This is a genomic window from Bacillus sp. LNXM12-1 (assembly GCF_003004375.1).
Taxonomy (GTDB): Bacteria; Bacillota; Bacilli; order Bacillales; family Bacillaceae; genus Bacillus.
In genome coordinates this window covers 269178-293432 of the sequence record NZ_PVWX01000005.1, presented here as the reverse complement: position 1 = coordinate 293432, position 24255 = coordinate 269178, and the positions used below count along the sequence as shown (strand labels likewise).

At 41.3% G+C, this 24255-nt stretch carries 27 protein-coding genes; 17 read left to right on the top strand and 10 right to left on the bottom strand.

What is annotated here, in order from left to right; genetic code table 11:
* Nucleotides 1–12: 12 nt before the first annotated feature.
* From C6Y07_RS17845 to tatC, 3 genes are read left to right on the top strand one after another with little or no spacing between them, the layout of a single operon-like run.
* Nucleotides 13–666, top strand: coding sequence for a redox-sensing transcriptional repressor Rex (locus C6Y07_RS17845; protein ID WP_008355687.1), 654 nt, complete (start codon nucleotides 13–15; stop codon nucleotides 664–666).
* Nucleotides 667–693: 27 nt separating this feature from the next.
* On the top strand, nucleotides 694–873 hold the full coding sequence (locus C6Y07_RS17840; protein WP_012009077.1) for a twin-arginine translocase TatA/TatE family subunit: 180 nt from the start codon (nucleotides 694–696) through the stop codon (nucleotides 871–873).
* 6 nt (nucleotides 874–879) lie between these two features.
* On the top strand, nucleotides 880–1644 hold the full coding sequence (gene tatC / locus C6Y07_RS17835; RefSeq protein ID WP_223250516.1) for a twin-arginine translocase subunit TatC: 765 nt from the start codon (nucleotides 880–882) through the stop codon (nucleotides 1642–1644).
* A gap of 39 nt (nucleotides 1645–1683) precedes the next feature.
* Here the strand turns inward: tatC and C6Y07_RS17830 are convergent, their stop codons facing one another.
* Genes C6Y07_RS17830 through C6Y07_RS17820 form a run of 3 tightly spaced genes read right to left on the bottom strand, consistent with a single transcriptional unit; the run spans nucleotide 1684 to nucleotide 3293 of the window.
* Nucleotides 1684–2310 (bottom strand): NUDIX hydrolase, encoded by a 627-nt coding sequence (locus tag C6Y07_RS17830; RefSeq protein WP_060595650.1) that lies wholly within the window; start codon nucleotides 2308–2310, stop codon nucleotides 1684–1686.
* A gap of 57 nt (nucleotides 2311–2367) precedes the next feature.
* Complete coding sequence (locus C6Y07_RS17825; protein WP_034664886.1) at nucleotides 2368–2562, bottom strand: YdiK family protein; 195 nt, start codon at nucleotides 2560–2562, stop codon at nucleotides 2368–2370.
* Nucleotides 2559–3293, bottom strand: a complete 735-nt coding sequence (locus C6Y07_RS17820; protein WP_106071923.1) for a CPBP family intramembrane glutamic endopeptidase — start codon at nucleotides 3291–3293, stop codon at nucleotides 2559–2561. Before C6Y07_RS17820 ends, C6Y07_RS17825 begins: the two co-directional genes overlap by 4 nt.
* Nucleotides 3294–3523: 230 nt before the next feature.
* Here C6Y07_RS17820 and groES point away from each other — a divergent pair, with 230 nt between their 5' ends.
* Together groES and groL are read left to right on the top strand one after the other, a co-directional pair.
* A complete protein-coding gene (gene groES, locus C6Y07_RS17815; protein ID WP_003214120.1) occupies nucleotides 3524–3808 on the top strand; it encodes a co-chaperone GroES in 285 nt (94 codons plus the stop codon).
* A 56-nt stretch (nucleotides 3809–3864) separates the two neighbouring features.
* Nucleotides 3865–5499 carry a chaperonin GroEL gene (gene groL, locus C6Y07_RS17810; RefSeq protein ID WP_106071922.1) on the top strand — a complete coding sequence of 545 codons (1635 nt, stop codon included), beginning with the start codon at nucleotides 3865–3867 and terminating at the stop codon, nucleotides 5497–5499.
* Between the two features lie 494 nt (nucleotides 5500–5993).
* On the opposite strand, the gene C6Y07_RS17800 is transcribed toward groL, so the two are convergent.
* Nucleotides 5994–6506 (bottom strand): DUF3231 family protein, encoded by a 513-nt coding sequence (locus tag C6Y07_RS17800; RefSeq protein ID WP_060595652.1) that lies wholly within the window; start codon nucleotides 6504–6506, stop codon nucleotides 5994–5996.
* A 490-nt stretch (nucleotides 6507–6996) separates the two neighbouring features.
* Here C6Y07_RS17800 and C6Y07_RS17795 point away from each other — a divergent pair, with 490 nt between their 5' ends.
* From C6Y07_RS17795 to C6Y07_RS17780, 4 genes are all read left to right on the top strand, one after another.
* The gene (locus C6Y07_RS17795) at nucleotides 6997–7449 is read left to right on the top strand and encodes a MarR family winged helix-turn-helix transcriptional regulator (protein ID WP_034664870.1); all 453 of its coding nucleotides are present in this window, start codon (nucleotides 6997–6999) and stop codon (nucleotides 7447–7449) included.
* Nucleotides 7450–7471: 22 nt separating this feature from the next.
* On the top strand, nucleotides 7472–7990 hold the full coding sequence (gene paiA, locus C6Y07_RS17790) for a spermidine/spermine N(1)-acetyltransferase (protein ID WP_060595653.1): 519 nt from the start codon (nucleotides 7472–7474) through the stop codon (nucleotides 7988–7990).
* A 20-nt stretch (nucleotides 7991–8010) separates the two neighbouring features.
* Complete coding sequence (locus C6Y07_RS17785; protein WP_060595654.1) at nucleotides 8011–8622, top strand: FMN-binding negative transcriptional regulator; 612 nt, start codon at nucleotides 8011–8013, stop codon at nucleotides 8620–8622.
* Nucleotides 8623–8792: 170 nt separating this feature from the next.
* Complete coding sequence (locus tag C6Y07_RS17780) at nucleotides 8793–9209, top strand: hypothetical protein (protein WP_106071919.1); 417 nt, start codon at nucleotides 8793–8795, stop codon at nucleotides 9207–9209.
* Nucleotides 9210–9271: 62 nt separating this feature from the next.
* Here the strand turns inward: C6Y07_RS17780 and C6Y07_RS17775 are convergent, their stop codons facing one another.
* Together C6Y07_RS17775 and C6Y07_RS17770 are read right to left on the bottom strand one after the other, a co-directional pair.
* Entirely contained in the window at nucleotides 9272–9739 is a 468-nt protein-coding gene (locus C6Y07_RS17775) for a hypothetical protein (RefSeq protein ID WP_066031251.1), read from the bottom strand.
* A 124-nt stretch (nucleotides 9740–9863) separates the two neighbouring features.
* Nucleotides 9864–10538, bottom strand: coding sequence for a hypothetical protein (locus C6Y07_RS17770; protein WP_034664848.1), 675 nt, complete (start codon nucleotides 10536–10538; stop codon nucleotides 9864–9866).
* A 209-nt stretch (nucleotides 10539–10747) separates the two neighbouring features.
* Between C6Y07_RS17770 and C6Y07_RS17765 the strand changes: the two genes are divergently transcribed.
* The 3 genes from C6Y07_RS17765 to C6Y07_RS17755 all read left to right on the top strand — a co-directional run bounded on the left by C6Y07_RS17765 (nucleotide 10748) and on the right by C6Y07_RS17755 (nucleotide 12435).
* Complete coding sequence (locus C6Y07_RS17765) at nucleotides 10748–11116, top strand: RlpA-like double-psi beta-barrel domain-containing protein (RefSeq protein WP_003213878.1); 369 nt, start codon at nucleotides 10748–10750, stop codon at nucleotides 11114–11116.
* A gap of 73 nt (nucleotides 11117–11189) precedes the next feature.
* The gene (locus C6Y07_RS17760; protein ID WP_066031250.1) at nucleotides 11190–12239 is read left to right on the top strand and encodes a hypothetical protein; all 1050 of its coding nucleotides are present in this window, start codon (nucleotides 11190–11192) and stop codon (nucleotides 12237–12239) included.
* On the top strand, nucleotides 12211–12435 hold the full coding sequence (locus C6Y07_RS17755; protein ID WP_034664841.1) for a hypothetical protein: 225 nt from the start codon (nucleotides 12211–12213) through the stop codon (nucleotides 12433–12435). Before C6Y07_RS17760 ends, C6Y07_RS17755 begins: the two co-directional genes overlap by 29 nt.
* Before the next feature lie 18 nt (nucleotides 12436–12453).
* Here C6Y07_RS17755 and C6Y07_RS17750 read toward each other — a convergent pair whose 3' ends face one another.
* The 3 genes from C6Y07_RS17750 to gabP form a co-directional block, all read right to left on the bottom strand.
* A complete protein-coding gene (locus tag C6Y07_RS17750) occupies nucleotides 12454–12828 on the bottom strand; it encodes a carboxymuconolactone decarboxylase family protein (protein WP_034664837.1) in 375 nt (124 codons plus the stop codon).
* 265 nt (nucleotides 12829–13093) lie between these two features.
* Nucleotides 13094–14623 (bottom strand): multicopper oxidase family protein, encoded by a 1530-nt coding sequence (locus tag C6Y07_RS17745; protein ID WP_060595661.1) that lies wholly within the window; start codon nucleotides 14621–14623, stop codon nucleotides 13094–13096.
* Between the two features lie 98 nt (nucleotides 14624–14721).
* Complete coding sequence (gene gabP / locus C6Y07_RS17740; RefSeq protein WP_034664831.1) at nucleotides 14722–16110, bottom strand: GABA permease; 1389 nt, start codon at nucleotides 16108–16110, stop codon at nucleotides 14722–14724.
* A gap of 481 nt (nucleotides 16111–16591) precedes the next feature.
* On the opposite strand from gabP, the gene C6Y07_RS17735 reads away from it, so the two are divergent.
* The 5 genes from C6Y07_RS17735 to guaA all read left to right on the top strand — a co-directional run bounded on the left by C6Y07_RS17735 (nucleotide 16592) and on the right by guaA (nucleotide 23682).
* Nucleotides 16592–17491, top strand: coding sequence for a cation diffusion facilitator family transporter (locus C6Y07_RS17735; RefSeq protein WP_060595662.1), 900 nt, complete (start codon nucleotides 16592–16594; stop codon nucleotides 17489–17491).
* A gap of 102 nt (nucleotides 17492–17593) precedes the next feature.
* Nucleotides 17594–18556: an AAA family ATPase gene (locus C6Y07_RS17730; protein WP_106157149.1), complete on the top strand. Its 963-nt coding sequence runs from the start codon at nucleotides 17594–17596 to the stop codon at nucleotides 18554–18556.
* Nucleotides 18553–19743, top strand: a complete 1191-nt coding sequence (locus tag C6Y07_RS17725; RefSeq protein WP_060595664.1) for a DUF58 domain-containing protein — start codon at nucleotides 18553–18555, stop codon at nucleotides 19741–19743. Before C6Y07_RS17730 ends, C6Y07_RS17725 begins: the two co-directional genes overlap by 4 nt.
* 9 nt (nucleotides 19744–19752) lie before the next feature.
* Nucleotides 19753–21954, top strand: coding sequence for a DUF4129 domain-containing transglutaminase family protein (locus tag C6Y07_RS17720; protein WP_106157147.1), 2202 nt, complete (start codon nucleotides 19753–19755; stop codon nucleotides 21952–21954).
* Nucleotides 21955–22140: 186 nt separating this feature from the next.
* Nucleotides 22141–23682 (top strand): glutamine-hydrolyzing GMP synthase, encoded by a 1542-nt coding sequence (guaA, locus tag C6Y07_RS17715; protein WP_060595666.1) that lies wholly within the window; start codon nucleotides 22141–22143, stop codon nucleotides 23680–23682.
* 88 nt (nucleotides 23683–23770) lie between these two features.
* On the opposite strand, the gene C6Y07_RS17710 is transcribed toward guaA, so the two are convergent.
* Entirely contained in the window at nucleotides 23771–24247 is a 477-nt protein-coding gene (locus tag C6Y07_RS17710; protein WP_106157145.1) for a YbaK/EbsC family protein, read from the bottom strand.
* Nucleotides 24248–24255: the final 8 nt, after the last annotated feature.

The following is a 24255-nucleotide window of genomic DNA, read 5'->3' as shown; positions in this document are numbered from 1 at the left end:
GGAGGACCTTATATGAATATAGATCAGTCAAAAATTCCACAAGCGACAGCCAAACGTTTGCCGCTATATTACCGTTTTTTAAAAAATCTGCATGCATCAGGAAAACAAAGGGTGTCATCGGCAGAGCTTAGTGATGCAGTCAAAGTGGATTCTGCCACCATTCGCCGAGATTTTTCGTACTTTGGTGCACTTGGGAAGAAAGGGTATGGCTATAATGTCGATTACCTCTTGACCTTCTTCAGAAAGACACTTGACCAAGATGAAATGACCAATGTCATGCTCATCGGTGTCGGGAATTTAGGGACTGCTTTTTTACACTATAATTTCATCAAAAATAATAATACAAAAATTTCAATGGCTTTTGACGTCAATGAGAGTAAAATAGGAAGTGAGATAGGCGGCGTGCCTGTCTATGATTTGGATAAGCTTGAAGAGCATGTTCAAGAGGTAGGAGATATTCCTGTTGCCATTTTGACAGTACCTGCCGTAGCAGCTCAATCCATTACAGATCGTTTGATTGCCCTTGGCATCAAAGGAATCCTTAACTTTACGCCGGCTCGATTGAATGTGCCGGAACACATTCGAATTCATCATATAGATTTGGCGGTTGAACTTCAGTCTCTTGTGTATTTCTTAAAGCATTACTCTGTTACACAGGAGGATTGACGAAAAGGGGTAAAGGGGGTGGAGCAAATGGGTCCGATTGGTCCTGGAAGTTTGGTTCTGATTGCGATTGTTGCGCTCATTATTTTTGGGCCGAAAAAGCTTCCTCAATTAGGAAGAGCAGCAGGAGATACATTACGTGAATTTAAAAATGCCACAAAAGGTTTAGCTGATGATCAGGAAGAAAATAAGAAAAAAGAAGATCAGTAGAATAGGATGAGCTTCATGAATGTCAAAGATATGCCGCTTATGGAGCATATTGTGGAACTGCGAAAACGTTTAGTGATCATTGCGATGTTTTTTGTTGCCTTTATGGTGGCAGGTTTTTTTCTCGCTAAGCCGGTCATTGTGTATTTACAAAATACGGATGAAGCGGCGACACTGACGCTGAACGCGTTTAAGCTCACAGATCCTCTGTACGTGTTTATGCAGTTCGCATTTGTCATTGCTTTGGTTTTGACGTGTCCCGTGATTTTATATCAGCTATGGGCATTTGTGAGTCCTGGCTTATATGATAAAGAAAGAAAGGTGACACTTGCTTACATTCCGATTGCACTGCTTTTATTTTTGAGCGGTGTGGCTTTCTCTTATTTTATTTTGTTTCCCTTTGTCGTCGATTTTCTGATGCGGATGTCGAATGATTTAAATGTAGAGCAAGTGATTGGGATTCATGAGTATTTTACATTTCTGATGCAGTTAACACTTCCATTTGGCTTTTTGTTTCAGATGCCCGTTGTGTTGATGTTTCTCACAAGACTTGGCATCATCACACCGATGTTTTTATCAAAAATACGGAAGTATGCCTATTTTGTCCTCCTTGTCATTGCCGCACTGATTACACCGCCAGAGATCGTTTCTCACCTCATGGTTACCTTGCCGATGCTCGTTTTGTACGAAGTGAGTATTGTCATTTCGAGAGTGACCTATCGCAAAATGCAGCAAACAGAGACAGAGGAGAAAGAAAATTATGATGTCTCATAAAAAAGCATCGTGATCCAAATAAGGGTCACGATGCTTTTTCTATTGTGAAAGGAATTGATTGATCGCTTGAAATAGATGTTTATAATAGGCAGGCTCATGCGGGACAAAATCTTGTACACAGACTACTCTGTTTTCCTCACGTTGTTCTTCGGCTTCATCCACTTCAAAGCCCTCCAGATGAATATTTTCACATTTTCTCATGAAAAGCTGCTGTGCATCCATTAGCTTTGCTCTGTAAAGTCCAGCGACTTCTTCTTTTTGTAATTGAACGTTCATCTGCTCTTCTTGATGGACGTAAAGATATACATGGCAAAATTCACGATCAATGAATTCGGGTAGATGGATTTCATCCTGTATAACACCTGCAAAGGTCAGGTTCTCAAAAGGCATAGAAAGACCAAGCTCTTCTTCTACCTCTCTCACACCGTCAGAAGGCAGTTCATTTGCAAGAAGGTGGCCTGCTGCTGTGATATCAAACAGAGCAGGAAAATCTTTTTTTGCGGGGCTTCTTAGCTGAAAATAGAGATACACGGTGTCATGTTCCTTTTTGAGAAGCCAGAAATGAAAGGTTTCATGCCAAAGGCCTTGGGCGTGGACATCTGAACGGGGTGCAACTCCAATCGCTTCATGCTGCTCATTTAAGATGTTCAGTTTTTCTTGTTCCATGAAAACTTGTCCTCCATAAAAAAACCATTTTCCAGAGATTAGAAAATGGTTTTTGATTTATTTTTGCTGCTGTTTTTTGAGTTTGACAGAGAAGGCAAACATTTTAAACGCGATATTGATATTATAGGCCGCAAACACCATCAGCAAAATGCTGTAAAATGACCACATGTCACCTGGATTTTGAATGGCCATATAGGTGAAAGCAACACCTACGGCAAAATAAATGACGCCCCATACGACAGGGTTTCTCATGAGAAAAAGCCTCCAATAATCATTTGCATTGTTTGAGATTGTTCTTCAATCATTTTTCTTACTGGCTCAATCTGCACAAGAATGACGAGCGAGTTCATCAGCATATGAGCTCCGATTGGAACAATGATTCGTTTTGTTTTCGCATATAAAAAGGCAAAGGTAAAGCCCATCGCAGTATAAAGTAAGATATGAGCAAAATCATTGTGTACAGCTGCGAATACCACTGAACTGACAAGCGCTCCAATAAAGAAGTTCGTTTTTTCATAAATCACACCAAAAATGATTTTTCGGAAAATGATTTCCTCTAATATCGGTCCAATCAGGGCGATGACAATTACAAGCCATGGAACTGCATCCATAATGGATAAGATGGCTTGAGTATTTTCGGATTCACGGCCAATGCCAAATGCATATTGTTCAATCGCTCCTGCAATCGATTGTGCAAAGAGGGAAAGAAAGAAACCGCCAATGATCCAGGCGATAGCTACCCCGACTGAAACCGGTGCTTCATTTCGAAGTGAAGCTTTTGGCACAGTCCGAAGAATGAGCAGAATAATGATTAATCCGATACAGAAGCTGATGATTGTCCATGTTCCTGACAATTTAGAGAGCTCTGTTTGTGTCATCGGTGTCTGAATGAATCCTAACCATTTCATGATGAACACATAAGGAATCGCAGAAACCTGCACCAATATATACGTTAAGATGATGTACCAATATTGTTTTTTCAAGTAACGAAAACCCCTTTACTAAAAGAACTAGATTTATTGTAACACAAGTCTTCTTTTTCGATGAAAAGGAAAGAATCTGAGTTGAAAAAAGATCATGAAAGCGTAAAAATTTTTAAAGGTTTTTACTTGAAATTACAGAAGACATTCTTTATTATAATAAATGTGTTAGCACTCACTGGTGATGAGTGCTAAAAAAAGACTACATATAAAAATTGAGGAGGTTGTTTCTTATGTTAAAGCCATTAGGCGATCGCGTAATCATTGAACTCGTTGAATCTGAGGAAAAAACCGCTAGCGGTATTGTGTTACCGGATTCTGCAAAAGAAAAACCGCAAGAAGGTAAAATTGTTGCAGCAGGTTCAGGTCGTGTACTTGAAAGTGGTGAGCGCGTTGCGTTAGAAGTAAACACAGGCGACCGCATTATCTTCTCAAAATATGCAGGCACTGAAGTGAAATATGAAGGCAAAGAATATTTAATCCTTCGTGAGAGCGACATTTTAGCTGTTATTGGTTAATCACATAAAAAAACATTGAGATATATTTCTAAAAAGACTGAGGAGGTTTCGTTATTATGGCAAAAGATATTAAGTTCAGTGAAGAAGCACGTCGCGCGATGTTACGTGGTGTAGATGCACTTGCAGATGCTGTAAAAGTAACTTTAGGACCTAAAGGACGTAACGTGGTTCTTGAGAAAAAATTCGGTTCTCCACTTATCACAAATGATGGTGTAACGATTGCAAAAGAAATCGAATTAGAAGATGCATTTGAAAACATGGGTGCAAAACTTGTGGCTGAAGTTGCAAGCAAAACAAATGACGTAGCTGGTGACGGTACAACTACTGCAACAGTTTTAGCTCAAGCAATGATCCGTGAAGGTCTTAAAAACGTAACAGCTGGTGCAAACCCTGTTGGCGTTCGTAAAGGGATCGAAGAAGCAGTGAAAGTAGCACTTGAAGGCTTGCAAGAGATTTCTAAACCAATCGAAGGCAAAGAATCAATTGCTCAAGTTGCGTCTATTTCTGCAGCAGATGAAGAAGTAGGCAGCCTAATCGCTGAAGCAATGGAGCGTGTAGGTAACGACGGCGTTATCACAATCGAAGAATCTAAAGGGTTCACAACTGAGCTTGAAGTGGTTGAAGGAATGCAGTTTGACCGCGGATATGCTTCACCATACATGGTGACTGATTCTGATAAGATGGAAGCGGTTCTTGAAAATCCTTACATCTTAATCACTGATAAAAAGATCACGAACATTCAAGAAATCCTTCCTGTACTTGAGCAAGTTGTACAACAAGGAAAACCATTATTGATCATTGCTGAAGATGTAGAAGGCGAAGCACTTGCAACTCTTGTTGTGAACAAACTTCGTGGTACATTCAACGCAGTGGCAGTCAAAGCACCTGGATTCGGTGACCGTCGTAAAGCAATGCTTGAAGACATCTCTGTTCTAACTGGCGGAGAGTTAATCACAGAAGACCTAGGACTTGACCTGAAATCAACTGAAATCGGTCAGCTTGGTCGCGCGTCTAAAGTTGTTGTGACAAAAGAAAACACAACCATCGTAGAAGGCTCAGGAGATTCTGCTCAAATCGCAGCACGCGTCAACCAAATCCGTGCGCAAGTAGAAGAAACAACTTCTGAATTCGATAAAGAAAAATTACAAGAACGTCTTGCAAAACTAGCTGGCGGCGTCGCTGTCATCAAAGTTGGGGCTGCAACTGAAACAGAACTAAAAGAGCGCAAACTACGCATCGAGGATGCACTGAACTCAACTCGTGCAGCAGTTGAAGAAGGTATCGTATCCGGTGGTGGTACAGCACTTGTGAATGTATACAAAAAAGTCGCTTCAATCGAAGCAGATGGTGACGTTCAAACAGGTGTAAACATCGTTCTACGTTCTCTTGAAGAGCCAATCCGTCAAATCGCTCACAACGCAGGTCTTGAAGGATCAGTCATCGTTGAGCGCTTGAAAAACGAAGAAATTGGCGTAGGCTTCAACGCAGCAACAAACGAATGGGTAAACATGATCGAAAAAGGAATCGTTGACCCAACAAAAGTAACTCGCTCTGCACTTCAAAACGCAGCTTCTGTTGCAGCAATGCTTCTAACAACTGAAGCAGTCGTTGCTGACAAACCAGAAGAAGGCGGCTCAGGCGGCGGAATGCCGGATATGGGCGGCATGGGCGGTATGGGCGGCATGATGTAATCAGGGTTTCAAAACCTTGTTATATCAACGTCTGAAATAATAATATGCTTTTCTTGTCGTCGTATTTGTCCTTGTGTTATTAAAAACAAGGCAACCTGTGACAAATAAGTTAACTATAGAAGAAGGCCTTTCATCAGTTTGCAAAACTGTTGGGAGGCCTTTTCTTCCATATTAACAGTCATATGAGTATAGATATTCCTATAAAAGAGAAAGGCTACTCTCGAAGTTTTTAAACCACTGGTTAGTTGCTATCAATGTTTAAACAACCTATAGTAATAGGAGCTTTTAAATCTGAGGAAGATATTTTTAGGTATATTAAAGGAATTGATCTTCTAGTGCTGATGATGTTGGCTCAGAGGCAATCGATGGGAATGGAAAAATATAATGGCTGTAAAGAGAGTGACGGAGAGTTTTCAATTTGTAGAAAGTATAAAGCTTAGCAAGAAAAGAGTAAACCCTAAAAGTCTACTCTTTAATGTTTAATCATCTTATTATTAGCAATCTTCTGCTTTGCTATGATGAAGAGGTGGTGGAATTAACCATCCTTTTTCTTTGTTAAGTCTAAGGGCTTTTGCTCCAAGTGCTGTCTTTTGAACATGAAACTGTCCAAACATCATAGCTATGTCTTCTCGAATGGATTGCCCCATAATTGTGCTACACGATACTAAGCCTGCCGCAATGTTCGCCGAAAGACCAGCGGCTATTTCTGGATCTTGAAAACGTGCCCCTACTGGAATATCGTCTATACAAGCTTTAGGTCGTTCAGGAGGTGTTGGAGGTAAGCCGATTCCATTTTCTTTTAATAAAGTTTCAATTTCTTTGATTTCTTGTTGCCCACCCTGAATAGCTTCTTCAATTAATTTTTGTAAGTCTTCGTCACCTGCATGGTTTAAGTGGGTTTGATAACCAGCAACTAAACCTTTAGCTACCATCAAGTAAGACCATGTACCAAACACTTCACCATAGTGCATAGGTTCATCCGTTGGATTTCCACTTAAAATTCCCATTGTCATCCTCCCTAATTGTAAAATATTCATTAAGCGACCTTCCTTTCTTGACGATTGGTCACCTTTTTATAGTTCCTAAATTAAACCATTATATTCATCATTTTAATGATGGTTGTTAAAGGTAAAAATTCTAATTTTAATCTATGTGGACTCTTACGAATAATGGCTAATAAAACTGGAGAGATTATGTTATAAAAAGAGGCGGTTGCATAAAGGGAAATTATCTTCTAGCAACGAATATATATGATAAAATGTAGTGGCATATTATGAGCTCTCTTCTTCTTTTTCCCATTGCCTAACCACCTTCGTTCGCGATGATCAGAGATCGTTATTTTTTGTAACGATTACCACTATTAAAGAAACGAGCGAAATAAAGAAAATGAAAAAACACTTTCTCAATGAAGGTGTTTTTTTATTGTGTTTACAACAAAAATAAACTATAATATTGTTATGTTTTATGTTGTAAATGCAACAAAAGGAGTCGTGATAAATGAGAGAGATTTTGCGAGAGATTGGCGTCATCGCTCGGGCGCTTGATTCTATAAGTAATATTGAATTTAAAGAGTACGATTTAACGAAGGGGCAGTATTTGTATCTTGTGCGTATCTGTGAAGAGCCTGGCATCATTCAGGAAAAGCTGGCGGAAATGATCAAGGTGGATCGAACAACAGCTGCTCGTGCTATCAAAAAATTAGAACTGCATGGTTTTATTGAGAAGAAAGATGATCGAGTGAATAAAAAAATCAAAAAGCTGTTTCCCACTGATAAAGGGGAAGCGGTATATCCAATGATCAAACGAGAAAATGATTATTCGAATCAAGTAGCGCTGGATGGATTTTCTGAAGAGGAAGCAGAACAGATATATGAGTATCTTCTAAGGGTGAGAAAAAATATCGAAAAAGATTGGGATTATGTGAAAAAAGGAAATAAGAGACGCTACTAAATGATAAGGAGTGATGACTTCAATGACCGTCACTTTTATTCCATGTAATGAACAGCATATAGAAGAGCTGCAAAAAGTCGGTATCGACACATTTATAGAAACCTTTCAGAATCAAAACAAAGCGGAACATATCGATGCTTACGTAAAGACAGCCTTTCATCCGAAACAGCTGTTAAAAGAATTACATCATCCATCTTCACAGTTCTATTTTGTTCAAGTGAATGGCGAAGTTGCTGGTTATTTGAAGGTCAATATGGATGATGCGCAGTCAGAAGAGATGGGAAGTGAAGCGTTAGAGATTGAAAGAATTTATATTAAGCAGTCCTTTCAAAACCAAGGATTAGGCCGATATTTAATCAATCAAGCCTTTGAGATCGCGAAGAAATATCATAAACGTGATGTTTGGCTTGGGGTGTGGGAGCACAACAAAGCGGCCATCGCATTTTATCAAAAGCTAGGGTTTGTTCAAACAGGAGTGCATGCATTCCTTATGGGGGACGAAGAGCAAATGGATCTCATTATGACCAAAACACTGAGCTGATCTAAAAGGGGGAAGAGAACATGCATGTTCCATCATTTTTTCAAATGAAAGATATGGAGAAAATCAAATCATTTATTCAATCAAATTCATTTGCAACAGTTGTGACCACAACGGATGAAAAACCCATTGCGACACATATTCCAGTGAGTTTTCATCAAGTTGAAGATTCGTATGTGATTACAGGGCATATGGCGATTGGAAATCCACAGTGGAAAACGTTTGAAGAAAATGAGAAGGTGCTCGTCATCTTTCAAGGGCCGCATGCCTATATATCCTCTTCATGGTATGAAAAAGAAGCCGTACCGACATGGAATTATCAGGCAGTCCATGTATATGGAAAGGCTGTGCTGTTAGAAAAAGGGGAACTGGTAAAAGAATTAACCACGATGCTGGAAACATACGAAAGCCACAGAGAACAGCCTGTTTTATGGGATACATTGTCTGATGAACTGTTAGAGAAACAAATGAAAGGGATTGTGGGCTTTAAAATCATCATTGATGAAGTTCAGGCTGCTTTTAAACTAAGCCAAAATCGCCATGAAAGGGATTATGCTCACATCATTGAAAAGTTGGAAGCAGAGGGTGACCTGGAAATGGCTGATGCGATGAAAAAGAGAGTAAAGGATGTATGAGAAAAGCACTCTTATGATCAAGAGTGCTTTTTTTGTTTTGAGAGAAATGAGATATCTTGGCTTATAATGTCACATTTTCTTTAAAATTACATAAAAAAATTCACTATTTCCATAAAAAATCAGATCAATTCCTTATAATAAAAGTATCTGAGAATGGGGAGTGAGTCGAGATGGACCAAAACTTGCTGCAAATGAATCGAGTGAGATCAGAGGATGAATTAGCTGTTGTGAATATATCTTCTACAGAAATTGGGGCGCTGTCAAAGGAAGCGGCTGAGCGGATTTTACAAACGAAGGATACGGATGATATTCATTTACTGATGTATGTCCCGATTGAAAAGAAAGCAGATTTGATTTGGTTGATTGAAAGTGTTGGACAGGCGTTAGAAGATGAGGATGACGATAACGTTGCACTTGAATTGGCTGATTTGCTCTATTTCTTTGTCATTCCATTTTATAAGGAGTATATTTTGAGGGAACATCATTTGTATGAGTGTATAGATGATTTGTTGGTACGAATAGCATCAAGGACTCACTCAGATATTCACACACTAGTCGATGCGATGAGAGACGATTTGACTGAATAAACATGAAAAAAGGCTTGTAGAGAAGTCCTCTACAAGCTTTTTTCATCGTAAAAAACCATAAATTATTGGGCTCTTTCCCACGTGATTTTTGTTTCATTTGTTTTTTTCTTTCCTTTTGCCAGTACTTTGCCGTTTTCTTGTTTTACGGTGATGTTTAGGTCGTAAAAGGAATAGAGGGCGCCAAGGCTGTCATTTTCTGGTTTGTGCAGATTGTTTTCTTTTTCAGTTGATGCCCCGATAGCCAGCGTCTTGGCAAAGTTTAAACCGATGACTTCAGCGTAATCACTATTGGTATCAGAGGAAGCTGTTACATTTAAAGAAATGACTTTTTTCTTTTGATCAACAGTGATATCCGTGTCTTTTATAAGTTTAGACTGTTCCATGACTTCTTTCGTTTCTTTTTGAATGCGTTCATTAATCGTTGGAAGTGTCTTCGTTTCTGTTTTTTGTTCGTTTGTCGTATTCGAGCAAGCTGCTAGTATGAAGAGACTTGCAACTAGGCTCATGAAAACAAGTAGACTTTTTCTCACGTTCGTTCTCCTTTTTTCTGCGAAGTATGTATGTTTATGTTACCACGAATCCTAGTTTTGATTAAAAGAGAAGTGTTGATAAGCTGTGAACAATAAAAAGCACCCAAAATAGGGCGCTTTTTTCTTATTGTGCTGAAAGGCTTGTACTTAATGGAACAGAAGAAATGACGGTGAATTTAGGAGCCGCAGCACCAGACTCTAAATTTTTACGTAAAAGCGATGATTTGATTGTTCCATCCCATTTTTTATAGACACTTCCTGAAGTATTCGCACGAAGCTGTACATTCGAGAAACTTGCTTGTGAGTAGCTGTTTGTTCCATTATCTTGGACGCCGTGAACCATTTTGACGACATCGAGGTTTTTCAGACGACTAGGGTTGAAAACAGGCTGCTTATAGCGCAATTTCCCATTGACGTATAGTGACACTGTGCCATCACCATTGTTGATGAGCTTTAAGTTGACACGTGCACCATCCGTAATGCTCTTATCGTACTCACTGTTCCAGTATTGACTGCCGCCTTGTGAGCCGCTGCCAAGAAAGACCTTATAGCCAGAAGACGTTTTTGAAATACCGCTCTCTACAACGGCAGAGCCGAGACCGAGGTACCAGTCCGCATAGCCATTTTTAATAGTGGCTGTTTTCGGCAGCACAATATCAGCAGAGATACCTGACCATTTGGCTTCATCCGTTTGTGTCACAATCGCACCGTGACGGGGACCAGCTGCTGAGGCAGGGATACTTGATAGCATCAAAACGAAGGCCAAACTTACACTCAAAACGATGAACCACTTTTTCATAAAAATTCCTCCTTAAATACGATTCACTTTTATTATATAAAATGAAAGAGAGGGGCTACTTACATTGTTTTGGCCGATTTTGGTATTTTTTGTGAACAAAATCGGTCATAAAGTGGTCAACTTGTATCCGAATTGTAATGTGACTGTAAAATAACTGGGGGCATCTTCATGTATAATAAGTGCAGAAACCAAATACGGAGGATTTTTTAATGAATAAAAAGCTTATCGCGACAATCGTAACAGTAGCTAGTTTATTTTTGGCGTTTAGTTTCTCACATGGAGCAAGTGCAAAAAAAGTAAGCGGCAATATTACTTGGTATAATGGTGTCGGTAAAAAGGGCGCAGATGGAAAAAAACTCGGTCATTGGGATGCAGCAACTAAAATGGGATTTGACGTACCGAAAAAAGGTACAAAACTTAGAGTGACAACAAAAGCGAAACCACATAAAGTGATTACAGTATATAAATATGATGTAGGCAGAATGCCAAACGCTGTATTAGACGTCAGTCCAAAAGCATTCAAAGCACTAGGGTATAAAACAAGTAAAGGTGTCGTAAAAGGGCATTACACTTATTAATACATAGGCATGCAGAGAAGCGGGAAAAGTTCATTTTCTGGCTTCTTTTCTTGTAGAGAGGGTCTGAAAGGCAATGAAAAAATCAACATGGTGGATCATCACGGTCATCGGAGTCGCAGTGATTGCGGCAGTCATTTTCTTCATGATGAAGCCGGGGCAAGAGGCAAAGCATGCAGGAAAAGTGAAAACAAATCAAGATGCAAAAGACGAATTACTCGTTTCATTTACAGATCAACAGTTAAACAATACGTATTACCTGCATGACCGGGCGCTTCATACGGAGAAACTGACAGCATATCCTTCGATTGCTTATGATTCTACGAAACAGCTTTTATATTACACGTATACGGATGAAGACACGCAAAAAGTGAGTATTCGAGAATTGAATGTGAAAACAGATGAAGAAAAAACGCTGTTTACGAGTGATGATTCCATCGACAGTATGAGGCTGTCTGGGGACGGGAAGCAGTTATATCTCAGGTATAATAAGGATTCTGGCGAACAATTTTATGTCGCTTCTTATGATTTGAACACACAAAAAATGAAGGTGTTATATCCAGAAAAAAGCAAGGATGATACGGTGAGTTCTTTTGCTTATGATCCGGCGTCAAACCTTCTGGCAATCCAGCATTATTCCTTAAAAGAAGATTACAAGAAAACCGATGAAGCGAATGAAAAGGGAAGAGACCCTGAACCAACGACCATGAAGATCACCCTTCAAACAGGTGCGAAGGGGAAGCGTATTACACGTATCTCGCAAACGATCAATGATATTTCATTTTCACCAGATCATAAGACATTGATTTATACAGAAGTGAAGGTGCGAAACGAAAAAGAAGTATCCTCTATTAAAATGCTTGATGTAGAAACAGGAAAACAGGCGACACTCGTTAAGAACAGTAAGAATGTGCATATTTTAAGTGCCGCACAGCCGCAATTTTCTACGGACGGATCTTCTGTTTATTTCTTAGGTGTTGCTAAAAACGCAAAGGAATTAAAGGATGACACCGGACGAAAAGCAAAGGTAAGAACGATATTTGAATACAATATCAAGAAGAAAACAGTGGAAGCCGCTTGGGAGAAGGATGGCGGAATTGTTAACAATTTCACTGTCAATCGATAAAGGGTACGTTCAGTTATTTGATATAACTGGACGTTTTTTTATTTTGCCGCTTGAAATGATGGTGAAATTGAGGAATTCATGGAAGGGAAAGCAATTTTTAAGCAGGAAACGTGTGGTATTTTCGTATTTTGCTTATGTGACAGAGGAAAAGAAAGAGAGTAATATGAGTGTACATAAAAAACGAGAGGACAGATGACTTCTCGTTTTCACTGATTTATTTGGTGTTATTGTCTAATAAATTTTGAAAGATAAACAGGGCATTAATGGAGTGAGGGAATCCAGCAACTTTTGTACAGTGCTTAATAATCTCCATGATCTCTATGACAGAAAGTCCGATATGTAATGCTTGTTCAAAATGAGTCTTTAATTCTTCATCACAATCGCCTTTTGTAATGAGGGCAGATAATGTACTGATGGCCTTTTGTTTTTCATCTAAAATGAAGTGGTTGAATTCTTTTTGTTCACCGAGTTCAATTGTTAGCTGTTCAATATTTGACCAAATGCTCTCGTTTTCCTGAATTGAAAGCTTTTCTATGTTACCTGCCGCTGTTTCTTGTGTGACCTGGCAAGTCTCTTTTTCTTCATTCAAATTGAACTCCTCCGTTTTTTATCGCAATTTTCCATTTGTTCGTTCATTGTGGCTTATGTGCCTTTTGATAGATGCAATGGGTATATAGTAGTATTATCGGTTTGCTGCGTCAACATTTTAAGTGTTGAATGCTCAAAGAAACCATTCATGCGATTTATTATTCCATTTTGAAAGGGCTAATGAATGGATGTCCGTTAGCCCTTTGGTGTATCAGAAGTTTTATACAAGTTTCTACGCATTTACGGGAAGAGTGGTTTCATTTTTATTAAATGATATCCATCGGCCTCATCATGTCATAATCTTCATGCTCTAAAATATGACAATGCCACACATATCGGCCGCTGTATGGAACAAATCGAGCAACGATCCGAATGACTTCACCAGCATGCGCCTGAATGGTGTCCTTGTAGCCTTGTTCATGTAAAGGAGGCGCTTCGTTTGGTCCTGTATACACGATTTCTCCTGTCGATTGATAGACTTCTGTATCAAATGGTCTTCTGTCTAAAACCCTAAATTGAACAAGGTGCAAATGAATAGGGTGTGTGCCCCTGGTTGGATTGACGATGGACCAAACCTCTAGACTGCCAAGACGAGGATTTTCGGTGACAGGGTCATTCCAAAATTGATTATCCAACAATAGGATAGGGCGGCCGTATTTATCCTGCGTGCCGCTAAGTGTGAGTGTACGCTCTCTATCAGCTTGACTTGGCCGAAGCGTTGGCAGCGGTTTGAAAATCGGACGTAATGTTTTAGGTACTCTCCCTTTTAGCGGACGTGTGACTTTGAATTGCATAATGTTCGCATCTGTTTCAGGATTCACATCCTGTCCGCAGCCGGCTGTATTTTTGAGAGTGATCGTTTTGTTTTCGTAAGCTGAAAAGTCGATGATGACATCGAAACGTTCAGCAGGTGCGATGCTAAAGGATTGATGGCGAACAGGTCTTGGCAAAAAGCCCCCATCGGAACCAATTTGCAAGATTGTGGCGTCGTTATCTAGATGCAGCTCGTAAGTTCTAGTATTGGACGCATTTAAGATACGAAAGCGGTATTTTCGCGGCTCTACTTCTAAATAAGGCCATACTTTTCCATTGACTAAAATCGTTTCTCCACAAAAAAAGGGCACGATGGATGGGTCTGGTAGGTCACTGTCTTCTGGCGTGTCGTTTGGTCTGCTAGGATAAAACAGTGAGCCATCCTCCTGAAACGTACGGTCCATGATCATTAAAGGAATGTCATAGTCATCTTTCGGCAGCTCTAAGGACTTTTCAAACGCATCAGAGATCAAATAAAACCCAGCTAAGCCGGCGTACACATTTAATCGTGTCAATGCCATCGCATGATCGTGATACCACAATGTGCAGGCTTGCTGATGATTTGGGTATACGTATACCTCTCGTTCAAAGAAGGGGCCGGTTGCTTCAAAGTCTCGTGAAAACCAAGCCTCTGGATAGCCGTCACTGCTTGCTGGTGTGACGCCGCCATGCAGATGAACGACCGTTTTGACTTCTGGTTCATCATGATGGCCGGCATGAATGGTGTGATCGACCGGCAGGAAATGCTTCAACGGCAATTTGTTCATCCATTTCACTTTGACTTTTTCATTTCGATTCGCTTGAATGGTTGGACCAGGCAAACTGCCATTATAGGTCCATAGCTTGGTTGGGGGCAGGTCTCTATGAACTTTTAGGAATACCTCCTCCATAGCAATTTCATAATACGTTTGTCTTGGGTTCTTTTTGACGGGCTTCGCGACTTCTGGAATTGGAAGCTCGTCAACAAATTTTTCTAGGTTCATGTCGTCTAATCCTCACTTATAATCCAATTTGATACAGTATAAGTGCGGACATGAAAATAGGTGAATAAAATAAAAAAACCCGCTTTTCAGCGGGAGCATTACGGGTGTTTATTTTCAAGCGCTGCATTTGCAGGCACTTTTTTATTCGGTTTAAAGACGAAATAAGCGGCAAGCACACCGAAGGTAATGATACTTGTCAAAATGAGCTGTGGTCTCATTGATTCGATAAACAGCATCGATGCCAAGATGGCGCAAATGACCAAAATGGTAAAGTACGTGAGATATGGGAACAGCCACATTTTGATTTTGAGCTGCTCTGGATTTTCTTTTTCGATTTTACGGCGCATTCTTAATTGTGAAACAGCAATGACCAAGTAGACAAGAAGGGCAATGGCGCCGGATGCATTGACTAAGAACAAAAAGATGGTTTCAGGATAAAAGTAGTTCATCATGACGGCAATGTAGGAAAAGAAGGTGCCTGCGACTGTAGCCGCTACAGGAACACCACGTTTGCTGATTTTCATAAAGCGTTTCGGTGCTTCGCCTCTTTCTGCCAATGAATAAAGCATTCTGGACGTTGTGTACAACCCAGAGTTTAAGCAAGATAGAACGGCTGTTAAAACAATGACGTTCATGACTTGAGCAGCTGATGGAACGCCGATGTATTCTAATACCGCAACGAACGGGCTTGTTAAAATACTCGCTGAATTCCATGGAAGCAAAGTCACAACGACAGCGATGGATCCGACGTAGAACACGATGATACGCCATACAACAGAGCGGGTAGCTGTTGTCACAGACTTGACTGGGTCTGCTGATTCTCCGGCCGCTATTGCCACAATCTCGGTTCCCATGAAGGAAAAGATGACGACGACAATTCCGAGTAAAACAGAGCTGAATCCATTTGGAAGGAAACCACCGTTCCCCGTTAAATTGGCAAGACCTGCAGTATGATGACCGCCAAAACCAAAGATAAATGCAAAACCGATGAGTAGAAAGAGAATAATGCTGACGACTTTTATTAATGAGAACCAGTATTCAAATTCGCCAAAAGATTTAACAGAAAAGATATTCGTTAATGTTAAGAGGATAGTGAGGATAAGACTTGTGAGCCAAACAGGTGCATCTCCATACCAATACTGAATAATGGCAGCACCGGCAATGGCTTCGATGGCGATGACGATCACCCAGAAGAACCAGTAAAGCCAGCCGATTGTAAACCCGGCCCATGGACCGATGGCATCACTCGCATATTGTGAGAAGGAACCGCTTGTCGGATAGGCGCATGCCATTTCTCCAAGCATTCTCATAATAAAGATCACCAGAAGTCCGGCAAAAGAATAGGAAAGAATGGCTCCAGGCCCTGCAGAATGAATGACAGCGCCGCTACCAACAAATAGCCCTGCGCCAATAACCCCAGCAATGGAGATCATTGAAATATGTCTTGTTTTCAGATTTTTTTGAAGACCGTTTGTCATGTTGGACATGTCTTTACCTCCAAACATTTCTCTTCATAGAGAAATTGTTTTTAGAATATTTTAAATTTTATCATACTGAATTGTCATTCAGCATTGGACAGGTTATCAAACTGACATTTCAAACCTCTTAACATGATGTTAAAAAGTATAAAGGATTTGAGAGATTATGTTCCCTCTTTTTCCTCTGTTCATTCTTAAAAATAGCATAAGATAGGATGGGGAGAAGTTGGCTCTCAAAATAAAATTATTCTGACAATTTTCTAGAAAGAGTGATATTGCCAGATGTTCATCACAGAGTGAATTGGAAAAAGGTTGATGGGAGTAGGTCTTGAGGTCAATTGACCTTATAAAAATAAGTTTACTTAGGTCAACACATTTCTATGTATCCTATTTTGCTGACACAAGCGAATCATGTTGCTGTAGACCCACACGGGCTTTGCTTTGTAAGATAAATAATAGAAAAGTGATGTGTGAGGAGGCGCGGTTCGACATGGAGCGCTATAACGAATTAAGACAAGGTGAAACAGGTGCTTGGGTCAGCATCATTGCCTATGTGATCTTATCAGCGGTGAAACTTCTAATTGGGTATGTGTTTCATTCAGAGGCTCTTTCGGCAGATGGATTGAATAATACGACGGATATTATTGCATCCCTTGCTGTGTTGATTGGGCTGCGTATTTCTCAAAAGCCGCCTGATGAAGATCATCCATACGGTCATTTTAGAGCAGAGAATATTGCGTCTCTTGTGGCGTCCTTTATTATGATGCTTGTTGGACTTCAGGTTCTGCTGAGTGCGGGCCGGTCGCTCTTCTCATCTGAGCATCAAACGCCTGATATGATCGCAGCTTGGACGGCAGCAGGAAGTGCTGTGGTGATGTACGGCGTGTATATTTACAACCGCAATCTGTCCAAACGGATCAATAGCCAGGCTCTTCATGCAGCAGCAGCTGATAATAAATCAGATGCGTATGTGAGTATTGGAACATTTGTAGGGATTATCGCCTCTCAATTTCAGCTGGCATGGATTGATACGCTTGCAGCGTTTGTCATTGGCCTCATTATTTGTAAAACGGCGTGGGAGATTTTCAGAGATGCTTCTCATTCGTTAACGGACGGTTTTCATATAAAAGATATGTCCAAATATAAAGAGACCATTGAAGCAACACCTGGAGTGGGCGATTTGAAAGATATTAAGGCACGGTATCTCGGAAGTACGGTCCATGTGGATGTAGTAGTGGAGGTCGAGCCGCACTTGAACATTGCAGAAAGCCATGATATTGCAGATGAGATCGAACGTAGAATGAAGAAGGAACATGATATTTTACACTCTCATGTTCATATGGAGCCAGCAGGTGAGACAAAAGAAGAGAAGAAGTCTTTTCCATCGTGAGAAGGCTTCTTTTTTCTACATGCTGATGTTTTATGCAAATGCGCGTTGTATGGTAAAGTTAGACTATATGAAATTTAACGGAAACGTGATAGGAGGATCAGGATGGCATTTGATGAACCGATGCATTCAGATTTACAAAAAATCGTAGATAACATCAATAAAGTCATGGTTGGGAAAAAAGACATTGCGATATTAAGCCTTGTTGCGATTTTGGCGAAGGGGCATGTGCTGCTAGAGGATGTGCCTGGTGTTGGGAAGACGATGATGGTTCGTGCTTTGGCAAAATCGATTGGCTGTGAGTTTAAGCGGATCCAATTCACTCCTGACCTTTTGCCTTCAGATGTAACAGGTGTGTCGATTTATAATAAAAAGACAAATGAATTTGAATTTAGGCAAGGACCGATTATGGGGCAGATTATTTTGGCTGATGAGATCAACCGGACCTCTCCTAAAACACAGTCGGCATTGCTCGAAGCGATGGAGGAAGGCAGTGTCACAGTGGACGGAGAAACCATGCCGCTTGCGGATCCTTTTTTCGTCATGGCGACGCAGAATCCAGTGGAATATGAAGGGACCTATCCGCTCCCAGAAGCGCAAATGGACCGGTTTTTATTCAAGCTGCAAATGGGGTATCCGACCATGCTGGAGGAGCTGGAGGTGCTCAATTTGCAGGAAAAGCAGTCCCCGATTAATACGCTCCAAGCAGTGATGACAAAGGATCATATCCATGCGTTGCAGCAAGCTGTTCAGACCATTCATGTGGATGCATCCATTAAAGAATATATTGTGGAAATCGCTCAAACGACGCGTCAACATCCATCTGTTTATTTAGGTGTGAGTCCAAGGGGATCAATCGCCCTCATGAAAGCGGCTCAGGCGTATGCACTGTTGAATCAGCGAGATTATGTGATTCCTGATGATGTACAGTATTTGGCGCCATATACATTGCCGCATCGAATGATTTTGACATCAGAAGCGACGTATGAAGGGAAGAAGGCGGAGACACTGCTGCGACAAATTCTTGAGCAAATTGGCGTGCCAGTTCAAAAGTCGATGACTCAATGAAGTCACGTCATCGTTTCGCTGTTTCATTATGGTTACGGGTAATGATGCTCATCATCCTCACTGCGGCAGTCTTTTGTTATGCCATGTTTCAGGGGGGGTTTGTGAGTTGGTTCCTTTTTTATGCATTTTTACCATATACTTTGTATGCTTTGCTGTTTGCGCTCATTCCGCTGCGAGCGACAGCCAAAAGGACATTACAGCAAACCCGCTTGAAGGCGGGAGACGTGCTGTCCGTTGACCTTGAAATCAAGCGGACAAATCCATTTCCATACGTTTACGTCTTGATTGAGGATGATCCGCCGGACACCTTTCATTTACAGGAACAAATTGAAATGAAGCAAATGCTGTTTCCTTGGTTTCGGAAAACGTGGCGTTTTTCCTTTCAATTGAATGATGTCAAGCGCGGGGAACATCATTTGTCAGCGGTTCGAATCAAAACGGGTGATATGTTTGGTTTTGTGGAGAAAGAAGTGATCATTCCGTTAGAAAAAAAGCTGCTGGTCTATCCGAAAATGCTGGATCTTCAGGTGGAGTCAGCTGAGTCAGCGAATGAAAATGGAGGCAAAGCGGTTCACTCGTGGTTCAATGAACCGACCCATGTGACAACAGGCGTGAGGGAATACCAGCAAGGAGACCGTTTTGCTTGGGTGGACTGGAAGACGACGGCTAGAAGGGATCAGCTGATGACGAAGGAATTTGAACAGAATCAAACAAAGGATCTTGTCGTGTTTGCTGATTTTACAGATGAAGCGGTTTTTGAGACCGTCGTGTCTATTACAGCTTCTGTTCTCCAAACGGCAGTGAAAAAAGGGGTGCCTTCAGGTTTTGTACCTCTAGGAGATCAGCGTGCCTTTCGAGTGGATCAAGGAGAACTTCATTTACAGGACATGCTCTATTATTTAACAAGGGTGCAGCATCAACCTTCTCGCGCACAAGAATATAAGGCGTTAGCAGCGAGTGAGTACCAGCACTCTGGAAAATATGTCGTCACGGGTCAGCTGCAAGAAGAGCTTGCTGCGAGCCTGCTTGGAAATCGAAACAGAAAGAACATCACTGTTCTTTTAGTGAAGAGAGCCTTGGATCGATTCACGCCAAAAGAAAAACAGCTTGTAGACCGGCTCAAGGCATCTGGAATACGCACGACCCTTTTATTTGAAGACCGGCTGCACGAAAGAACTGTGAGGTGACAAACATTTATGCTGCATACGCATCAGCGGCAAAGCCGTTTTGAGTTGTTCATCTATTATGCTGTAGCATTTCTGCTGCTTTGGGAGTGGCTTCGTCCGCTTCAAGATTTTACAGAGACGAGTCATACGTCTTATTTCATCATTTTTATAGGGCTTACGTGTTTGTTTACATTCTTTCGTTTGAAGTGGTATGTGACGTTTCCTATTTGTACTGGCATGATCTTGCTCGCCTTATATTTGATCTTTTATCAAGCAGAGCCAAGCTATTCGGCTGCATTATTTGCTGATATCAAAGATAATATCACCTTCATGAGCACAGGCATGTGGAGTGACATGTACCCCTCCTTCCGCACATTATTGTTTTATATTTTGCTGTGGCTGCTTGTCTACTTGCTTCATTATTGGGTGGTCTATCAGCAGCGTATCTTTTTCTTTTTACTCATGACGATTGTGTATGTCACGATTCTGGATACGTTTACGCCATATGATGCTGCCTTTGCGATCGTTCGCATTATGGTGTTTGGTTTTTGTTTGCTTGGGTTGCTGTATTTCGATCGACTGCGTTCGGCTGAAGGCATCCGGGTGTCACAGAAGGCGCGTCTAAAATGGTTTTTGCCCATGTTGGCGCTCGTTCTTCTATCAGCGGCACTCGGCGCTTCTTTGCCAAAGTCTGATCCGAAATGGCCTGATCCTGTCCCGTTTTTTAAGGCGGTGACGAATCAAGATAACGCAGCCGGGCAGAATAAGGTGGGATATAGTGCAGATGATTCGGCGCTTGGCGGACCGTTTAGTGAGGACCGCACACCGGTCTTTAAATGGAGCGGAAAGGAGCCGTCTTACTTTCGTGTCGAAACAAAAAGCATCTACACAGGAAAGGGCTGGGAGGATGCCTCAAATGATACAAAGCCTACTCGGCTAAAGGACGATGATGTGCCAAATCGTTGGTTTACCGAGCGTGTAAAAACAGAGGTGCACGAAACGAGAGTCGATATGGAATCTGACTATCGATTTAATCATGCCGTCTATCCAATTGGGACGATCACACTGATGCCAATGGAAAATATTCCGCTGCAAATGATGGGGAAAACGGAAAAAATTGTCCCATCCAGTCAAAATCCGCCGAAAAATTTAGGGAACTACCAAGTCACCTTCTTATCTCCTACATTTATCCTTGAGGATTTGCAGAGGATTAAAGTGCCAACAAAGAAGCAGGTAAATCAGGAGGTTGGCCGTGAATACTTGCAGCTTCCTTCCTCATTGCCAGAGCGTGTGAAGACGCTGGCAAACAGCTTAACGGAAACGAAGGATAATATGTATGATAAAGCCAAAGCGATCGAGGATTATTTAGGATCTGCGAAGTTCTCATATGAAACGCAAAATGTCGCTGTGCCTGGTCGTAATGAAGATTATGTAGACCAATTTTTATTTGATACGATGATCGGCTACTGTGATAATTTTTCATCCTCTATGATTGTGATGCTTCGTTCGATCGGGATTCCGGCGAGATGGGTGAAAGGATATACGTCAGGTCAGTTATATGAAACACAGATGGATGGAAACAATGTGTATGAAGTGACCAATAACAATGCGCATTCATGGGTAGAGGTTTATTTTCCAAACAGAGGCTGGGTCACCTTCGAACCGACAAAAGGATTTACGAACCCAGAGACATTTACGAATGAAGCCGTTTCAAGCGATCAAACGGATGATCAAAAGGAAGAAGATCAGCCTAGCTCTGATGCACGCGAAGAGCAGCCGGCAGAACAGCCGCAGCAGCAGGAGACAGAGCAGCCGGCAGAACCAAAGAAACAAACAGCACAAGCAAAGCCAAGTATGGTGCATGTTGGTTCAATCTTGGGATTTGCGGCAGGATCTATGGTCCTTCTAGGGTTGATGAGCTGGTTGCTTTATCGATTCAGAGCAAGATGGCTGCCATTCTTTATTGTGAGAAAGGTGAAACGTCTGCCAGAGGAGGAAGCATTCTTCTATGCGTATGCTGCTTTATTAAAGCAGCTGAAGCGCAGGGGAATTGAGAAAAAACCTGGCATGACGCTAAGAGAATTCGCTTCATTGATCGATGACAAGCATGGAGATCATCGCATGTCTGAGCTGACGCAGCTCTATGAGCGGGCACTCTATCGACGAGAGGATGCGTCGGTGCTTTGGCGGCAATCGGCAAAGTTATGGGAAAATTTAATAAACAGGAGATAGTCTTGACCCCGTACCTTCCTGTTGTTAGAATAGGTGAATATTAAAACCTTCTAAAATACATGAAATTGAAGCGTTCGGATGTGAGTCTGGGCGCTTCAAAAGCGTGATTCACACTGAGAGCAGGTTTTCTCCTCTCATTTTTTCTGTGCGTTTATAAAAAACTATATTGGACATAGAGGTGACACCATGACAAATTTAGTAAATGAAATGATTTTGGTTCTAGATTTCGGCAGTCAGTACAATCAGCTGATCACACGCCGTATTCGTGAATTTGGTGTGTACAGTGAGCTTCATCCGCACACTTTAACTGCTGAAGAAATTAAAGAAATGGCGCCTAAAGGAATCATCCTTTCTGGCGGACCAAACAGTGTTTATGATGAAGGATCTTTCCGCTGTGATGAAAAGATTTTTGATCTAGACATTCCGGTTCTAGGCATTTGCTACGGCATGCAGCTCATGACTCACTATTTAGGCGGGAAAGTAGAAGCGGCAAGCCAGCGTGAATATGGAAAAGCAGATATCCACATTAATGGAACGCCTGCTTTATTCAAAGATCTTCCGACTGATCAAGTCGTTTGGATGAGCCATGGTGACCTCGTTGTTGAAGTACCAGAAGGCTTTACAGTTGATGCAACAAGTGCACATTGTCCAAACTCAGCGATGAGCTTAGCTGAGAAGAATTTCTATGGTGTTCAGTTCCACCCAGAGGTTCGTCACTCTGAGTACGGAAATGACCTATTGAAAAACTTTGTCTTTGGCGTGTGTGACTGCGATGGCAAATGGTCAATGGAGAACTTCATTGAAATCGAAATGCAGAAAATCCGTGAAACAGTAGGCGACAAACAAGTATTGTGCGCATTAAGCGGCGGTGTGGATTCATCTGTTGTGGCGGTATTGATCCACAAAGCCATCGGCGATCAGCTGACATGTATTTTCGTTGACCACGGTCTTCTTCGCAAAGGCGAAGCAGAAGGGGTTATGAAGACATTTAGCGAAGGTTTCAACATGAACGTGATTAAAGTAGATGCGAAAGATCGTTTCTTAAATAAGCTAAAAGGTGTATCTGATCCTGAGCAAAAACGTAAAATCATCGGTAACGAATTCATCTATGTATTCGATGATGAATCGGACAAGCTAAAAGGAATCGACTACTTAGCACAAGGAACGCTTTACACAGATATCATTGAGAGCGGAACAGCAACGGCACAAACAATCAAATCTCACCACAACGTAGGCGGTCTTCCAGAAGACATGCAGTTCGAATTGATTGAGCCTTTGAATACGCTATTCAAGGATGAAGTCCGTGCCCTAGGTTCAGAGCTGGGCATTCCTGACGACATCGTCTGGAGACAGCCATTCCCAGGTCCAGGACTAGGTATCCGTGTACTAGGTGAAATTTCTGAAGAAAAACTAGAAATCGTCCGTGAATCGGATGCGATTCTACGCGAAGAAATTGCCAACTTCGGTCTTGAGCGCGATATCTGGCAATACTTCACGGTTCTCCCAGACATCCGCAGCGTAGGTGTCATGGGTGACGCAAGAACATACGACTATACAATTGGCATCCGTGCTGTTACTTCGATTGATGGTATGACGAGTGATTGGGCAAGAATCCCTTGGGACGTGCTTGAAAAGATCTCAACTCGTATCGTGAATGAAGTGAAGCATATTAACCGTGTGGTGTATGATATTACGAGTAAGCCGCCTGCTACGATTGAGTGGGAATAGTTATAATAGAGCTAGAAACCTTTGTGTATCAAGGGTTTTTAGCTCTTTTTTATTTTTAACTGCACTTTTTCCTTCCATTTTAATGTGTTCATTCATCATTCCATCCCTTACACACATCAATCCATTGTGAATAACCGGAGTATTTTTCTAATTGTTTTATTGTTAGTTCAATAGCACTGTTACTGCTCCCGCAGGCTGGATAGACTGTCTCAAAACGTTTTAGTGAAATATCTAAATAAACAGAAACGCCATTCTTTATAGCAAAAGGACATACTCCGCCAATTTCATGGCCGACCAAGTCAACGACCTCATTAGGAGAAAGCATTTTAGCTTTTGTTTTAAAATATTCCTTGAATTTTTTGTTATCAACTTTTGCATCGCCAGAGGTAACAACTAAAATAGCTTGTCCATTTACTAGAAAGGAGAGTGTTTTTGCGATTCTTTCAGGTTCGCAGCCCAATGCAGAAGCAGCCAAGTCTACGGTTGCACTAGATACTGAAAATTCTTGAATTCGAGTATCCATATCATATTGTTTAAAATAATCTTTTACTTGTTTGATGGACATTAACATTT

Excerpts from the sequence above, each read along its gene's own strand:
- C6Y07_RS17795 (WP_034664870.1), top strand. The coding sequence starts at position 6,997 with ATGAGAGAGATTTTGCGAGAGATTGGCGTCATCGCTCGGGCGCTTGAT.
- C6Y07_RS17745 (WP_060595661.1), bottom strand. The coding sequence starts at position 14,623 with ATGAACCTAGAAAAATTTGTTGACGAGCTTCCAATTCCAGAAGTCGCG.
- C6Y07_RS17725 (WP_060595664.1), top strand. The coding sequence starts at position 18,553 with ATGAAGTCACGTCATCGTTTCGCTGTTTCATTATGGTTACGGGTAATG.
- C6Y07_RS17780 (WP_106071919.1), top strand. The coding sequence starts at position 8,793 with ATGGACCAAAACTTGCTGCAAATGAATCGAGTGAGATCAGAGGATGAA.
- C6Y07_RS17765 (WP_003213878.1), top strand. The coding sequence starts at position 10,748 with ATGAATAAAAAGCTTATCGCGACAATCGTAACAGTAGCTAGTTTATTT.
- C6Y07_RS17825 (WP_034664886.1), bottom strand. The coding sequence starts at position 2,562 with ATGAGAAACCCTGTCGTATGGGGCGTCATTTATTTTGCCGTAGGTGTT.
- C6Y07_RS17760 (WP_066031250.1), top strand. The coding sequence starts at position 11,190 with ATGAAAAAATCAACATGGTGGATCATCACGGTCATCGGAGTCGCAGTG.
- C6Y07_RS17800 (WP_060595652.1), bottom strand. The coding sequence starts at position 6,506 with ATGGGAATTTTAAGTGGAAATCCAACGGATGAACCTATGCACTATGGT.
- groES (WP_003214120.1), top strand. The coding sequence starts at position 3,524 with ATGTTAAAGCCATTAGGCGATCGCGTAATCATTGAACTCGTTGAATCT.
- C6Y07_RS17770 (WP_034664848.1), bottom strand. The coding sequence starts at position 10,538 with ATGAAAAAGTGGTTCATCGTTTTGAGTGTAAGTTTGGCCTTCGTTTTG.
- C6Y07_RS17730 (WP_106157149.1), top strand. The coding sequence starts at position 17,594 with ATGGCATTTGATGAACCGATGCATTCAGATTTACAAAAAATCGTAGAT.
- paiA (WP_060595653.1), top strand. The coding sequence starts at position 7,472 with ATGACCGTCACTTTTATTCCATGTAATGAACAGCATATAGAAGAGCTG.
- guaA (WP_060595666.1), top strand. The coding sequence starts at position 22,141 with ATGACAAATTTAGTAAATGAAATGATTTTGGTTCTAGATTTCGGCAGT.
- C6Y07_RS17720 (WP_106157147.1), top strand. The coding sequence starts at position 19,753 with ATGCTGCATACGCATCAGCGGCAAAGCCGTTTTGAGTTGTTCATCTAT.
- C6Y07_RS17710 (WP_106157145.1), bottom strand. The coding sequence starts at position 24,247 with ATGTCCATCAAACAAGTAAAAGATTATTTTAAACAATATGATATGGAT.
- tatC (WP_223250516.1), top strand. The coding sequence starts at position 880 with ATGAGCTTCATGAATGTCAAAGATATGCCGCTTATGGAGCATATTGTG.
- C6Y07_RS17830 (WP_060595650.1), bottom strand. The coding sequence starts at position 2,310 with ATGGAACAAGAAAAACTGAACATCTTAAATGAGCAGCATGAAGCGATT.
- C6Y07_RS17845 (WP_008355687.1), top strand. The coding sequence starts at position 13 with ATGAATATAGATCAGTCAAAAATTCCACAAGCGACAGCCAAACGTTTG.
- C6Y07_RS17840 (WP_012009077.1), top strand. The coding sequence starts at position 694 with ATGGGTCCGATTGGTCCTGGAAGTTTGGTTCTGATTGCGATTGTTGCG.
- C6Y07_RS17785 (WP_060595654.1), top strand. The coding sequence starts at position 8,011 with ATGCATGTTCCATCATTTTTTCAAATGAAAGATATGGAGAAAATCAAA.
- C6Y07_RS17735 (WP_060595662.1), top strand. The coding sequence starts at position 16,592 with ATGGAGCGCTATAACGAATTAAGACAAGGTGAAACAGGTGCTTGGGTC.
- groL (WP_106071922.1), top strand. The coding sequence starts at position 3,865 with ATGGCAAAAGATATTAAGTTCAGTGAAGAAGCACGTCGCGCGATGTTA.
- gabP (WP_034664831.1), bottom strand. The coding sequence starts at position 16,110 with ATGTCCAACATGACAAACGGTCTTCAAAAAAATCTGAAAACAAGACAT.